This window comes from Pseudothauera nasutitermitis (assembly GCF_004801295.1).
GTDB classification, from domain to species: domain Bacteria; phylum Pseudomonadota; class Gammaproteobacteria; order Burkholderiales; family Rhodocyclaceae; genus Pseudothauera; species Pseudothauera nasutitermitis.
On sequence record NZ_SSOC01000001.1, the window covers coordinates 310,960 to 325,180 of the forward strand.

General features: G+C 70.0%; 8 protein-coding genes and 1 pseudogene. 5 read left to right on the plus strand and 4 right to left on the minus strand.

Annotation, left to right across the window (positions count from 1 at the left end; all coding sequences use genetic code 11):
- Positions 1-80: 80 nt before the first annotated feature.
- From E6C76_RS01515 to E6C76_RS22660, 4 genes and pseudogenes are all read right to left on the minus strand, one after another.
- A complete protein-coding gene (locus E6C76_RS01515; protein WP_136346502.1) occupies positions 81-794 on the minus strand; it encodes a hypothetical protein in 714 nt (237 codons plus the stop codon).
- On the minus strand, positions 791-2,107 hold the full coding sequence (locus tag E6C76_RS01520; protein ID WP_136346503.1) for a hypothetical protein: 1,317 nt from the start codon (positions 2,105-2,107) through the stop codon (positions 791-793). The genes E6C76_RS01515 and E6C76_RS01520 overlap by 4 nt, the downstream gene beginning before the upstream one ends.
- Positions 2,108-3,320: 1,213 nt before the next feature.
- Complete coding sequence (recJ, locus tag E6C76_RS01525) at positions 3,321-5,021, minus strand: single-stranded-DNA-specific exonuclease RecJ (RefSeq protein ID WP_230976123.1); 1,701 nt, start codon at positions 5,019-5,021, stop codon at positions 3,321-3,323.
- Positions 5,022-5,545: 524 nt separating this feature from the next.
- A pseudogene (locus E6C76_RS22660) lies at positions 5,546-6,058 on the minus strand (hypothetical protein); the annotation flags it as partial.
- A gap of 165 nt (positions 6,059-6,223) precedes the next feature.
- Between E6C76_RS22660 and E6C76_RS01535 the strand changes: the two are divergent.
- The 5 genes from E6C76_RS01535 to E6C76_RS01555 all read left to right on the plus strand — a co-directional run bounded on the left by E6C76_RS01535 (position 6,224) and on the right by E6C76_RS01555 (position 14,199).
- Positions 6,224-7,477 carry a lipoprotein-releasing ABC transporter permease subunit gene (locus E6C76_RS01535; RefSeq protein WP_136346505.1) on the plus strand — a complete coding sequence of 418 codons (1,254 nt, stop codon included), beginning with the start codon at positions 6,224-6,226 and terminating at the stop codon, positions 7,475-7,477.
- Positions 7,470-8,168, plus strand: coding sequence for a lipoprotein-releasing ABC transporter ATP-binding protein LolD (gene lolD, locus E6C76_RS01540; protein WP_136346506.1), 699 nt, complete (start codon positions 7,470-7,472; stop codon positions 8,166-8,168). The genes E6C76_RS01535 and lolD overlap by 8 nt, the downstream gene beginning before the upstream one ends.
- A 164-nt stretch (positions 8,169-8,332) precedes the next feature.
- A complete protein-coding gene (locus tag E6C76_RS01545) occupies positions 8,333-10,378 on the plus strand; it encodes a methyl-accepting chemotaxis protein (protein WP_136346507.1) in 2,046 nt (681 codons plus the stop codon).
- A 10-nt stretch (positions 10,379-10,388) separates the two neighbouring features.
- Positions 10,389-11,825, plus strand: coding sequence for a sucrose phosphorylase (gene gtfA, locus E6C76_RS01550; RefSeq protein WP_136346508.1), 1,437 nt, complete (start codon positions 10,389-10,391; stop codon positions 11,823-11,825).
- Positions 11,826-11,874: 49 nt separating this feature from the next.
- Positions 11,875-14,199, plus strand: coding sequence for a DNA internalization-related competence protein ComEC/Rec2 (locus E6C76_RS01555; protein WP_136346509.1), 2,325 nt, complete (start codon positions 11,875-11,877; stop codon positions 14,197-14,199).
- Positions 14,200-14,221: the final 22 nt, after the last annotated feature.

Below are 14,221 nucleotides of genomic sequence, written 5' to 3' on the forward strand. Positions count from 1 at the left end.
AAAATCGATAGTATATATAGTATTGATTCTTATTTCTTATTCGGGCCGGGCGATGGGGCCGTGCGGCTTTGCGCGTGCCGTCAGGCGGGGTCTTCCGCGTCGTCCTCGCCGGTGTCGGCCAGGATTTCGGCGTTTTCGAAGGCGTTGGCTTGCGGCATGGGGTGGCCGGCGCGGGCGATGACCTCGGCCAGCGTGCCGTGGATGATGCGGTCGGCCAGGATGCGGTAGTCCAGCGCCACGTCGAGCAGCGGGCCTTCGGCGACGATGCCGTTGCGGCGCTCGATGAAGCCCAGGCGGGCGAGTTTGCCGAGCATGAAGTTCTTTACCCGGCTGCGCCCGCCGAGCAGCGGGCCGAAGTCGGCGATCAGCGAGGCTTCGGAGATGCCGGCGGAAACGCTGTCGCCGTGTTCGACGGGTTTTTCCGTGCCGAACATGTCGCCCTGGCCGTCGTCGGCGACCTCGCGCCGCGTGACCTGGCGCTCGCGCTTGGGCAGGATGATGAGCGACCACACCACCACCAGCAGGGCGATCTCGTCGCGCGTGAGGCCCACGTTGCTGGCGGCGTATTCGCGCTTGGCGCCGAACACCGGTTCAAGCATTTCCGGCGCCAGCGCGGTGGCCACGAAGCCGGCGTAGGGGTTGTCCTGCAGTTGCAGGCCGACGGCGGCCAGGCGCTGGTCGAGTTCCACGCGGAAGGTTTCGTCCACCAGCGCGCGGCGCACCAGGCGGTCGTTGCGCGGCAGCCAGCGGTTGGCGAGCAGGCGGGCGGTGAGGGTCTGGATGTCCTGGTTCATCGGCGGGCGTCTTGCGGCGTCGGAGTGGTCGGGGCGGATGGGCTTGGGGTGCCGCGCGGCTGTACGCGGCCGGCGGAGATCAGCGCGATTTCCTCGTCGTCGGCGGCTTCCAGCGTGTCGCCGAACAGCACGTCGAGCGGCAGGCGCATGAATTCGCCCACCGGGCCGTCGGCCGGGCCGGCCGATCCGCCGTCCGCGAGGAGTGCCAGCAGCGACAGGCGGTAGGAGGCCGGGGCGAAGCCGCCGCCGGCCACCACTTCGCCCAGCGTGGCGGGTGCCGCGACGTGGCCGAGGCGGCGGGTGAAGTGTTCCAGCAGGGCGAGGTCTTCGCTTTCCGGCGCGGCATCCACGTCGGCGGCGCTGGGCGGGGGCAGGGTGGCGTCGCTTTCCTGCGCGCGCACGTCGTCGCACAGCACGGCCTCGGCGCGGTCGAGCAGTTCGTGTCCGCCGGCGAGCAGGGGCAGTTCCGGTACGAAGGCGACCGCTTCGCCGGCGAAGGCGGCGAGTTTTTCGGCATTGAGGGTGCGCAGCCAGGCGGCGACGTCGGACGAGGATATGCCCGAGGCGCCCAGGGTGACGCGCTGCGCTTCGATCTTGTTGAGCGCGCGCTGGAAGCTCGCATCCACGCGCGCCAGGCGCGACTGCGCGAGGCCGATGCGCTGGGCGACGCGCGCCACGTCGAATTCCACGTCCGGGTCGGCGAGCAGTTCACGCAGGATCTCGGTGCCGCGCGCCAGCCATTTCCCGTTGGCGGACAGGCGCTTGCGCGCGCTGACGATGTTGAATTCCGAGCCGGAGGCGATGGCTTCCTCGAAGTGCCAGGTGAGGTCGTTGAGCTTGGAGAGCAGGTGGCCGAGTGCTTCCGGGGTGATGCTGCCGACAGCCTGCAGGCCGGCGAGCTGGGCGGTGAGGAAGCCCAGTTCCGCGTCTTCCTCGTCGGCGAAGCGCAGCAGCATGGCGATGGCCGCCACGGCGTTGCGCCCCAGGTCGGAGAGGTGGTACAGGCCGTCCTCGCCGAAGGTGAGCAGGCCGTTGTCGCGCAGGCGCTTGAGCACGGTTTCCAGCTTCACCGCGTCGAGGTAGGTGAAGCGCGCGCGCAGGGCCTCGGGCGACCAGCGCGGGGCGTCGGCTTCGCGGCCGATCTCGCGCAGCACCAGGAGGCGCATCAGCACCTCGGCCTCGGCGCCGCGGAACAGCGTGATGAAGGCGTCCAGCAGCGGCCGCGCGGCGGCCAGCGCGGACAGTTCGGGCACGTCGTCGGCGGCGACGCCGGGGGCGAGGAATTCGGAGAGGTCGAGGGAAGGCGGGTTCAAGGTCGTGGTGCGATAAACCGTGCGGATTCCATGGGCTTGCCCGCGATGATCAAACCCCTTGCTTCAGGCTCGCAGCGATGAAGTCGTCCAGGTCGCCGTCCAGCACGGCCTGGGTGTTGCCGACTTCGTAGTTGGTGCGCAGATCCTTGATGCGCGACTGGTCCAGCACGTAGCTGCGGATCTGGTGGCCCCAGCCGATGTCGCTCTTGCTGTCTTCCAGCTTCTGCTGCTCGGACTGGCGCTTGCGCAGTTCGGCTTCGTACAGGCGCGCCTTCAGCATGGACATGGCCTCGGCCTTGTTCTTGTGCTGCGAGCGGTCGTTCTGGCACTGCACGACGATGCCGGTAGGCTCGTGAGTGATGCGCACCGCGGAGTCGGTCTTGTTGATGTGCTGGCCGCCGGCGCCGGAGGCGCGGTAGGTGTCGATGCGCAGGTCGGCCGGGTTGATCTCGACCTCGATCGATTCATCCACTTCCGGGTACACGAACACCGAGGTGAAGCTGGTGTGGCGGCGCGCGTTGGAGTCGAACGGGCTCTTGCGCACCAGGCGGTGGATGCCGGTTTCGGTGCGCAGATAGCCGTAGGCGTAGTCGCCGCTGACCTTGATGGTGGCGCCCTTGATGCCGGCCACTTCGCCTTCGGATTCTTCCAGCAGTTCGGTGCTGAAACCCTTGCGCTCGCAGTAGCGCAGGTACATGCGCAGCAGCATGCCGCCCCAGTCCTGCGCCTCGGTGCCGCCGGCGCCGGCCTGGATTTCGATGAAGCAGTTGTTGGGGTCCATCGGGTTGGCGAACATGCGGCGGAATTCGAGCTTGTGCACGCTCGCTTCCAGTTCGCCCAGGTCGGCCTCGACGGCTTCCAGCGTGTCTTCGTCGTCCTCCACCTCGGCCAGTTCGAACAGATCCTTCAGGTCGGTGGATTGCTGGTCGATCTGGCGCAGGGTGAGCACCACGTCTTCCAGTTGGCGCTTTTCCTTGCCGAGTTCCTGCGCGCGCTCGGCGTTGTTCCACACGGCCGGGTCTTCCAGCGCGCGGTTTACTTCTTCGAGCTTCGATGCCTTGGCATCGTAGTCAAAGATACCTCCGAAGTTCGCGGCCGCGCTCGGCGAGGTCGGCCAGTTTTTCGGCGATGGCATTCTTGCGTTCGGCTTCCATGCTGCGGCTCCGGGGAAATGCGGAAAACCCGCGAGTATACCCGGAATGCGCGGATGGACTCAGGCCGCTTCGAAGTGCTCCAGCATCAGTTGCACGCTGGACACGCCGTTGTACTCGTTGATGCCCAGGCGGAAGGCGGCGCGCAGGTCGGGCGGCGCGCCGTCGGCGTGGTTGAAGCGGATGGCGTCGTAACGCGTGGAACCCTTGGCCAGTTGCAGCTTCAGATGGCGTTCTTTCAGCAGGCGCTGGTTCTCCACGCGGAACACGTCGTCGAACAGCGGCGCGGGAAAGCCCTGGCCCCAGATGCCGTGCTCGATCAGGCGGGCGCCTTCCAGGCTCATCCAGCCGCTTTCCAGCGCGCCGTCGGTGTCCATGCGGCGGGTGCGCTCGGCGGGGTCGAGCAGGCCGTCGACCACTTCTTCGAAGATCTCGCTGAAGCGCTGGAAATCCTGCTCGCGGATGGCCAGTCCGGCGGCCATGGCATGGCCGCCGAAGCGCAGGATGAGGTCGGGCGCGCGCTTGCTCACCAGGTCCAGCGCATCGCGCAGGTGCAGGCCGGCGATGGAGCGTCCGGAGCCCTTGATCTCGCCGTCGGTGGCGGGCGCGAAGGCGATGGTGGGGCGGTGCAGGCGCTCCTTGATGCGCCCGGCGACGATGCCGATGACGCCTTGGTGCCAGTCCGGCTGGTAGAGGCTGATGCTGGCCGATTCGGCGGCGTCGAAGCCTTCCAGGCGGGCCAGCGCGTCTTCCTGCATGCCGGCTTCGATGCTGCGCCGTTCGCGGTTGAGGCGGTCGAGTTCCTGGGCGATGTTGAACGCGCGGCCAGGGTCGTCGGTGGCCAGGCACTCGATGCCCAGGCTCATGTCGGCCAGCCGCCCGGCGGCGTTCAGGCGCGGGCCGATGAGGAAGCCCAGGTCGGTGCTGGCGGCGCGTTCCGGCTCGCGCCCGGCGGCGGCGAACAGGGCGCGCACGCCGGGCTGCATGCGCCCGGCGCGCATGCGCGCGAGACCCTGGGAGACCAGGATGCGGTTGTTGTGGTCGAGCTGCACCACGTCGGCCACGGTGCCCAGCGCCACCAGATCGAGCAGGTCGGCCAGGTTGGGGCCCTTGCCGTCGGCGAAGGCGCCGCGTTCGCGCAGTTCGGCGCGCAGGGCGAGCATGACGTAGAACATCACCCCCACGCCGGCCAGCGCCTTGCTGGGAAAGTCGCAGCCGGGCTGGTTGGGGTTGACGATGACGTCGGCGTCGGGGAGCGCGTCGCCGGGCAGGTGGTGGTCGGTGATCAGCGTGGCCATGCCGTGGGCGCGCGCGGCGGCGATGCCTTCGATGCTGGCGATGCCGTTGTCCACGGTGATCAGCAGATCGGGTTCGATGCGCGCGGCCAGCTCCACCATGGCCGGCGTCAGGCCGTAGCCCATGGCGACGCGGTCGGGCACCAGGTAATGCACGTCGGCGCCGAAGGCGCGCAAGGCGCGCATGCCCAGCGCGCAGGCGGTGGCGCCGTCGCAGTCGTAGTCGGCGACGATGACCATGCGCGCGCCGGCCTCGATGGCGTCTGCGAGCAATTCGGCGGCCTCGCGTGTGCCGCGCAGCGCGGCGGGCGGCAGCAGGGCGCCGAGCGAGTAGTCGAGGTCCGACGGCGCGCCGATGCCGCGCGCGGCGTACAGGCGGGCGAGCAGCGGGTGGATGCCCGCCTGGGTCAGCGTGGCCAGCGCGCGCTGGGGCACCGGGCGGGGACGGAGTTGCGGGGCATGCATCATGCTTCGGGGGTCGGCAGGGATTTGTGCAGGGCGTCGAGGGAGAGCGGGCGGCGCCAGAATTTCCACGGATCGCGCGCGTTCAGGGTGAATTCCAGCGTGGCGCGTTCGTCGGGGACGACCAGGGTCAGTTGCCGCAGGCGGCCGTGGCGCAGGGCGTCGAGCAGCGGGGCGAACCAGCCGCGTTCCAGTTCGGCCAGCGCCGCGCGCCAGCCTTCCAGGTCCAGGTGCATGGCGGGTTGGGCGAGGCGTTCGAGCACCGCCAGGGTCGGCTGGGCCAGCGCGGTGGCCAGGTCCGGCGTCGTGGCGGTGTAGCCCGCGGCGCTGGCCAGTCCGCGTGCAAAGGGGCCGTCGGCGTGCAGGGCGCGGGGTTGGCCGGCGGGTGGGCGGGCATGCTCCGGCGCCCGGCCCGCGCCCCACAGCCACAGGCTGTTGATGAGCGGCTGGCCGGCTTCTTCGCGGGCACGGTTGACCGGATGGTTGTGCAGCACGATCTGTATTTCGCTGGCCGCGCGTTGCCAGTGCGCGGCATCCTCGCCCTGTGGCAGGCTGCGCGCGAGCGGGCGGCCGACCGCGTCGTGCAGGGCGACGAAGCGTGCCGCCGGCGGGGTGGCCGGACGCAGATACCAGCGCTGCGCGGTGGCGGCCTCGAAACGGCCGAGGTCGGCGAAGGATTCGTTGAGCGTGCCGACCAGCGCCGCCGCTTCCTCGACGGTGATGTCCAGCGTGGCGGCGTCGGCGAGGATCAGATGCTCGCGCGCGAAGCGCAGATTGACCGGGTCGGCGCACAGCCAGGTGTCGTCCGCCGCCGGGCCGGGCAGGGTGGTTTCGCCCAGGCGGCGCAGCGCGGCGGCGGAGGTCCGCGCGGCATCCAGCCCGTGGGCTTCCAGCAGCCAGGTCTGCGCGTCGGCGGGGGTGCCGCGCCGCGCGCGGGCGAGGCCGAGCAGGCGCTCCAGTGCGGGGAGCGCAAGGCCCGCGGCCGGGGCAAGGGTCTGCGCGCCGGGCCACAGCAGGCCGGGCAGGACGAGGTGCAGGGTCATTGAGGGGGAGGGGAAGCTCGGCAAGCGCGCAGTCTAGCAGCCCGCCGCGCGTCCGGCGCGCGGCCGCATGCAGCATGGCGAAACAATCGGCCGTCCGCGCCGGCGCACCCATCGGAGTCCGCTTGCGGCACAATGGCGCCCTTTGGGCTGCAGGCGCCGCGCGCGATGCGATACGAATTCCTCGTCGGTTTGCGCTACACCCGCTCGCGCCGCAGGGCGCAGGGGCGCAATCGCTTCATCTCCTTCATTTCGGCCGTCTCCATGCTGGGCACCGGGCTGGGCGTGGCGGCGCTGATCGTCGTGCTGTCGGTGATGAACGGTTTCCAGGAAGAGCTGCGCACGCGCATCCTGGGCGTGGCCTCGCATGTGCTGGTGAGCGGCCCGCTGGGCGAGCTGGAATCCTGGCAGCGCGTGGCCGACCAGGCCGCGCGCCATCCGGAGGTGCTGGCCGCCGCGCCCTATGTGCAGGAGCAGGGCATGCTGTCCTTCGATCAGACGGTGCGCGGCACGATGGTGCGCGGCGTGCTGCCGGCGGACGAGGACCGCGTGGCGGACTTCGCGCGCTACATGAAGGGCGGCGCGCTGGACGAATTGCAGCCCGGACGCTTCGGCATCGTGCTGGGGCGCGATCTGGCGCTGGCGCTGCGCGTGCATCTGGGCGACCGGGTGACGCTGATCGCCCCGCAGGGGCTGGTGACGCCGGCGGCGGTGCTGCCGCGCGTGCGCCAGTTCGAGGTGGTGGGCATCTTCGAGGCCGGTATGTACGAGTACGACTCCGGCCTGGCGCTGATCCATCTGCGCGACGCGCAGGTGCTGTACCGCCTGGACGACGCGGTGAGCGGGGTGCGCGTGAAGCTGGCCGACCTGTTCGCCGCGCCGCGCGTGGCGCGCGAACTGGGGCGCTACATCGAGGAGCCGGTGGTGATCACCGACTGGACGCGCAGCCATGCGAACTTCTTCCGCGCCGTGGCGCTGGAGAAGACCATGATGACCATCATCCTGTTCCTGATCGTCGCGGTGGCGGCCTTCAACATCGTGTCCACGCTGGTCATGGCGGTGCAGGAGAAGCAGGCGGACATCGCCATCCTGCGCACGCTGGGGGCGAGTCCGGGTTCCATCATGACCATCTTCGTGCTGCAGGGCGCGGTGATCGGCCTGGTCGGCCTGGTCGGCGGGGTGGTGGCCGGGCTGCTGCTGGCGACCAATCTGGACGTGGTGATTCCTTTCCTGGAAACGGTCACCGGCGCGACGCTGTGGAACAAGGAAATCTACTACATCAGCGAACTGCCCTCGAAGGTGCTGGCCTCGGACGTCACCACCATCGTGTCGCTGTCCTTCGTGCTGACCCTGGTGGCCACCCTGTATCCGAGCTGGCGCGCGGCGCGGGTGAATCCGGCGGAGGCGCTGCGCTATGAGTGAGCAAGGGACGATGGCCATGGATGTGCCGGTGCTGGCCTGCGCGGGGCTGGGCAAGACCTTCCGCGAGGGCGCGGACGCGGTGGAGGTGCTGCGTGGCGTGGATCTGGCGGTGTCGCGCGGCGAGCGCATCGCCATCGTCGGCGCATCGGGCTCGGGCAAGAGCACGCTGCTGCATCTGCTCGGCGGGCTGGACGTGCCCAGCGCGGGCGCGGTGCGTCTGCAGGGACGCGACTTCTCCAGCATGTCGGATGCCGAGCGCGGCCGCGCGCGCAACCAGGCACTGGGTTTCGTGTATCAGTTCCATCACCTGCTGCCGGAGTTCTCCGCGCTGGAAAACGTCGCCATGCCGCTCTACGTGCGCCGCATGGCGCGCGTAGAGGCGGACGAGCGCGCGGCGGCCATGCTCAAGGAAGTCGGCCTGGGCCACCGCCTGGACCACGCGCCGGGCGAGCTGTCCGGCGGCGAGCGCCAGCGCGCCGCGATCGCCCGCGCGCTGGTCACCCAGCCGGCCTGCGTGCTGGCCGACGAGCCCACCGGCAACCTCGACCGGCGCACCGCCGAGACGGTGTTCGACCTGATGCTCTCGCTCAACGAACGCCTGTCCACCAGCTTCGTCATCGTCACCCACGACGAGGCGCTGGCGGCGCGCGCGCAGCGCACCCTGCGACTGCAGGACGGCCGTTTCGCCTGATCCCTCCCAGAGCCTCTCACGCGGTGTTGCGGTTATCCGCAGCATCGTGCGCTAAAGAAATTCGGTTACAGTCCGTTCAGAAAGGGCAACGCCCGCATACCAACAGGAGCCGGCCCGCCCACATGCAGCCTCGTGGGCGCAACCGGCGGTTCGAGGAGAACGCCATGTCCTTTCTGTTCGCGCCAGCCGTTGCTTTGCTCGACCGCCTGCGCTTCCGCTGGAAATTCGTCCTGTTCGGGGTGATTTCCGCTGGCACCGTCGCCTATCTGCTGACCGCGCTGGTCCTTGCGCTGCGCACCGACATTCATTTCATCGACGATGAGCTGAACGGGCTGCGCGTCGTCGCGCCCCTGCTGAAAGTGATCGAGACTTTGCAGACGCGCCGGGATCTGGCCACCAGCGCGGCCAACGACGCCGATCCGGTGGACTCACTGGTGATCCAGCGCCTGCCGGCCGCCACCCAGGCGATGGAGCAGGCCTGGGCCGACGCCGAACGCGCGCTGCGCCACCTTGCAGACACCAGCGACGACGACATCCGCTGGGAAGAGCACTGGGGCGAAGCGGCGAGGATGCTCGAAATGCTGGGCGGACCGAGCTCCGGCTCCGCGCCGCAATGGGTGTTCGACGGCCATACCGGCGTGATCGACAACGTCGTGCGGGTGATGCACGACGTGGCGGAGGATTCCCGCCTGGCGCTCGATCCGCAGGCCGCGTCGTATTACCTGATCGCCCTCGTCACCCAGACCGTGCCGGACATCACCGAGCGCATCGGCCGCCTGCGCGGGCAGGGTGCTTCCATTCTGGCGAGCCACTATCTCAGCTACGACCAGCGCCTGCGGGTTTCGCTGCAATTGGGAGAACTGGACCATGCCATGCTGGGCGCCGAGGACATGCTCGACCGCGCGGCGCAGGCCAACGCGGTGCGCGGGAGCGAACTGAACGGTCTGCGCACGGAGCTGGCGGCGGTGGTGGTGGCGATGCGCGGCCTGGTCATCGACATTCTCGACGAACGTTTCGAGCTGACGCCCACCGAGTTCTCCGACGCCAGCGCGCATGCGCTGGAAGTGGCCTTCCAGCAGTCCACGCAGACCATCGTGCCGGCCATCGAGGCCCTGCTGCTGGAACGCCGCGCCGGCTATGTGGCCACCTTCAATCTCGTGGTGGCGTTTTCCGCGCTGGCCACCGCGCTGCTGGCCTATTTCCTGATCGCCCTGTACATCGCCGTCGCGCGTTCGGTGAATGAACTGGGCGCGGGGGCCGAGCGCCTGGGGCAGGGGGACCTGTCCTCGCGCATCCGCCTCGCCAGCCAGGATGAACTGAGCCACGTGGCGGAGCGCTTCAACGGCATGGCGCAGTCCATCGCCGAAGTGCTCCACCGCGTGCAGCGCAGCGCCGACGAGGTGAGTCGGGCGGCGGTGGCCATGTCCGCCTCGGCCGGCCAGGTCAGCCGCAGTTCCGCGCATCAGAGCGAGGCCGCTTCCAGCATGGCGGCGGCGGTGGAAGAGATGACCGTGGGCATCGACGAGATCGGCCGCCATGCCGGCGAGGCGGAGAGCATTTCCACGCGTTCCGGCGAAATCTCCGAGAACGGCGCCCAGGTGGTGCAGCAGACCGCCGCCGAGATGGAGCTGATCGCCCGCGAGGTGGATGCCACCGCCTCGACCATCGAGGCGCTCGGCCAGAAATCCGAGGAAATCTCCAGCATCGTCAATGTGATCCGCGAGATCGCCGACCAGACCAACCTGCTGGCGCTCAACGCGGCCATCGAGGCGGCGCGCGCGGGCGAGACCGGGCGCGGCTTCGCCGTGGTCGCCGACGAGGTGCGCAAGCTGGCCGAACGCACCAGCAATGCCACCCAGGAGATCTCCGGCATGGTGCAGGCCATCCAGCACGGCACCGACGAGGCGGTGCAGTCGATGAACCGCGGGGTGACGCGCGTGCGCGAGGGCGTGGAACTGACCCAGCGTGCCGGTTCGGCGATGGACGAGATCCGCAGCGGCGCGCAGAGCGTGGTCGGCTCGGTGAGCGACATCTCCATGGCGCTGCGCGAACAGAGCGCGGCGAGCAACGACATCGCCCGCAACGTCGAGCAGATCGCCCAGATGGCCGAGGAAAACAACGCCGCCGTGGGCGAGACCGCCAGCACCGCCACGCGCCTGGAGCAGCTCGCCGACGGGCTGCGCAAGGAAGTCGGCCATTTCCGTCTGTGACCCGGCCTGCATGCCGCTTGCCAACGCCGTCCAGTTGATCGCCTACCCCAACCGTATCGGTCGGGGGCTGGCCGACCTGGGGGATTTCGTTGATCTGCTGGGCAATGCGGTGGGTGGCATTCACCTGCTGCCGCCGTTTCCCTCCAATGCCGACGGCGGCTTCTCGCCGCTGACCCATCGCGAGATCGATCCCGCGTACGGCACCTGGGCCGACGTGGAGCGTCTCGCCGCCGGGCGCGATCTGTGCCTGGACCTGGTGCTCAACCATCTCGCCGACGATTCCCCCGAGTTCCAGGATTACCTGCGCCACGGGCGGGCCTCGCCGCATGCCGCGCTGTTCGTCGATGTGGATGCGCTGGGCCCCATTGGTCCGGAGGAGCTGGCGCGCATCCATATCCGCAAGGAGAAGGAGCCCTTTCGCGAGATCGTTTTCGCCGACGGTACGCACGGACGGGTGTGGTGCACCTTCACCGAGCGCCAGATCGATCTGGATTACCGCAGCGAGGCGGTGTATCGCCTGATGGCGGACAACATCGCCGCGCTCGCCGGGCACGGCGTCAAGCTGCTGCGCCTGGACGCCTTCGGCTACACCACCAAGCAGATCGGCACCAGTTGCTTCCTGGTGGAACCCGAGGTGTGGCGCATCCTGGAGTGGTTTCGCGCCACCGCCGCCGGCCACGGCGTGGACATCCTCCCCGAGGTGCATGACCATCCGAGCTGGCAGCACGCCATTGCCCGGCGCGGCATGTGGGCCTACGGCTTCGCGCTGCCGCCGCTCGTGCTGCACGCCCTGTCGTGCGGCGACGCACGCCAGCTCAAGGCCTGGCTGCGCATGTGTCCGCACAACCAGATCACCGTGCTCGACACGCATGACGGCATCTGCATTCCCGACGCCGAGGGGCTGCTGCCGCCTGCCGATCTGGAGGCGCTGATACAGGACGTTTCCGCGCGCAGCGCCAGCCCCGTGCTGCGCCGGCAGGGCGATGCCGTGCACAGCGTGGGCGCCATCTACCAGCTCACCTGTACCTTCTTCGACGCGCTGCGGCGCGATGCGGATGCCTATCTGTGCGCGCGCGCCATCCAGTTCTTCACGCCGGGCATTCCGCAGGTCTATTACGTCGGCCTGCTGGCCGGCTCCAACGACGACGCGCTGCTGCGCCGCACCGGCGAGGCGCGCGAGATCAACCGGCATTACTACACTGCCGAAGAGGCCGCCGGGGCCTTGCACACGCCCACCGTACGCCGCCTGCTGCGGCTGATGGCGTTGCGCTCCACCCATCCGGCCTTTGGTGGCACTTTCGAGTTGGCGTACAGCGCCGACGATGCCTTGTCGATGGGCTGGCGGGCAGGGCGGCACAGCTGTTGGCTGGAGGTCGATCTGCGCCGCCGGGCCGCCGTCCTGCGGCATACCGATGAGCAGGGGCGGATCGTCGAGACGCGCTGCTGAAGCTGCCCGGCTTGCACTCCGGATTATTCCGAAGTCATGATACGCGTCCATGCGTGTCGCCATCCTGTCGTTCGCTCTGGGGGTCTGGCTGTTCCAGCAACTGCCCGCGTTGCCGCCGCCGCGCTGGCTGGCGGGCGGGGCGCTGGTTGCCGTGGGCGGCTTTCTGCTTGCCTGGCGGCTGGCGTGCCGGCCGGGCGGGCGCCTCGTGCTGTGCCTCGCGGCGGCGCTGGCCGGGGTGCTGTGGGCCGGCTGGCGGGCGGAATGGCGGCTGGCGGATGTTTTGCCGATGCAGTACGAAGGCGTGGATGTGCGGCTCAGCGGCGTGGTGGACGGGTTGCCACGGCGTTTCGAGCGCGGCGTGCGCTTCGTCCTGGAAGTGGAGAAGGCCGACGCGCCGGTGCCGCGCCGGGTCCAGCTGGCCTGGTATGCCGGGCGCGGTGAGGACGCCGCGCCGCCGCTTCCGCGTGCCGGCGAGCGCTGGCGGTTCACCGTCCGCCTGAAACGGCCGCACGGTTCGGTGAATCCCCATGGCTTCGACTACGAGGCCTGGCTGCTGGCGCGTGGCCTGCGCGCCACCGGCTACGTGCGCGCGGCGGGCGACAACCGACTGCTTGGCGCCGATGCCGGCGGCGTGTCCGCCGCGATCCACCGCAGCCGCGCGGCCATCGGCGAGCGTTTCGCACGGGTGCTCGGCGACGCGCCGCAAACCGGCATCGTCACCGCCCTGGTGACCGGCGAGCAGCACGCGATTCCGTCCGGACAATGGGAAGTGTTCCGCCGTACCGGCGTGACGCACCTGATGGTCATCTCGGGTGGACACGTCTCGCTGGTGGCGCTGCTGGTCGGCGGGCTGGCCGCCTTGCTGTGGCGCCATCTGCCCGGGTTGCCGCTGCGCGTGCCGACGCGGCGGGTGGCGGCCCTCGCCGGCCTGCTGGCGGCCACGGGATATGCCTTGCTGGCGGGCATGGAGGTGCCGGTGCAGCGCGCACTGATCATGCTCGCCGTGGTGGTGCTGGCCCTGCTGCGCGGCCGCGAGGCGGCCGCCGGCCGGGTGTTGGCGCTGGCCTTGCTGGCGGTGCTGCTGGTCGATCCCTGGGCGGTGCTGGCGCCCGGATTCTGGCTGTCCTTCCTGGCCGTGGGCATCATCCTGCTGGTGCTGGGCGGACGCTTGTCCACGGGGCCGGCGTGGTGGGCGGCCACGCGTGTGCAACTGGCCATCACGCTCGGGCTGATTCCCGCCCTGTTGCTGCTTTTCCAGTCCTTCTCGCTGCTCTCGCCACTGGCCAACGCGCTGGCGATTCCGCTGGTCAGCTTCGTCATCACCCCGCTGGCGCTGGCCGCCGCGCTGGTGCCGGTGGATGCTTTGCTGCATGCGGCGGGGTGGCTGGCCGGCATGCTGTTGCGCGGCCTGGAATGGCTGGCCGTTTCGCCGCTCGGCGTCTGGCAGCAGGCTGCGCCGCCGGGCTGGCTGGTGGCGCTGGGCGCGGGGGCGGCGGGCTGGCTGCTGCTGCCGCGCGGCACGCCGGGCCGCTTCGCCGCCTCGCTGGCCCTGGTGCCGCTGCTGGCCTGGAGTCCGCCGCGCCCGCCGCCGGGCGGTTTCGTCGCCACAGTGCTGGACGTCGGCCAGGGACAGGCCATCCATGTGCAGACCGCCACGCACGACCTGCTGGCGGATGCGGGGCCGTCGTATGGCGCCACCGATGCCGGCGAGCGGGTGGTGGTGCCGTATCTGCAGGCGCGCGGGGTGCGCCGCCTGGACATGCTGCTGGTCAGCCATGGCGACGCCGACCATGCCGGCGGCGCGGGCAGCGTGCTGGACGGGCCGGGCGCCGACCTGCTGCTCGCCAGCCTGGCGCCGGGACATGCGCTGGAAGCCCGTGGCCATCCTGCCCTGCGTGCCTGCGCGCTGGGCGAGCGCTGGATGTGGGACGGGGTGCGTTTCGAGGTGCTGCATCCGCGCCCCGGGCAGCGCGCGCGGCGCGAGAACGACAATGCCTGCGTGCTGCGCATCGAGGCGGAGGGCGGTACGCTGCTGATCCCCGGCGACATCGAACGCGGCGCCGAGTCCGAGTTGCTGGCGCGCGCGGACGGACACTTGGCCGGCGACGTGGTGGTGGCGCCGCACCATGGCAGCAGGACCTCATCGACCCCCGCGCTGGTGGCCGCCGTGGGCGCGCGCGAGGTGATCTATTCGGTGGGCTACCGCAACCCCTATCGGCATCCGCATGCGGAGGTCTGGGCGCGCTGGGCGGCGGCTGGAACGCGCGGCTGGCGTACCGATGCGCAGGGCGCCATCGAGGTGCGCGTGGATGCCGCGGGCGTGCGCCTGGAGGCGGAACGCGAGCGCCGGGCGCGCTACTGGCACGGACGCTGATAGACTGGGGAGGTCGTTCTTC

Excerpts from the sequence above, each read along its gene's own strand:
- gtfA (WP_136346508.1), top strand. The coding sequence starts at position 10,389 with ATGCCGCTTGCCAACGCCGTCCAGTTGATCGCCTACCCCAACCGTATC.
- lolD (WP_136346506.1), top strand. The coding sequence starts at position 7,470 with ATGAGTGAGCAAGGGACGATGGCCATGGATGTGCCGGTGCTGGCCTGC.
- E6C76_RS01555 (WP_136346509.1), top strand. The coding sequence starts at position 11,875 with ATGCGTGTCGCCATCCTGTCGTTCGCTCTGGGGGTCTGGCTGTTCCAG.
- recJ (WP_230976123.1), bottom strand. The coding sequence starts at position 5,021 with ATGATGCATGCCCCGCAACTCCGTCCCCGCCCGGTGCCCCAGCGCGCG.
- E6C76_RS01515 (WP_136346502.1), bottom strand. The coding sequence starts at position 794 with ATGAACCAGGACATCCAGACCCTCACCGCCCGCCTGCTCGCCAACCGC.
- E6C76_RS01535 (WP_136346505.1), top strand. The coding sequence starts at position 6,224 with ATGCGATACGAATTCCTCGTCGGTTTGCGCTACACCCGCTCGCGCCGC.
- E6C76_RS01545 (WP_136346507.1), top strand. The coding sequence starts at position 8,333 with ATGTCCTTTCTGTTCGCGCCAGCCGTTGCTTTGCTCGACCGCCTGCGC.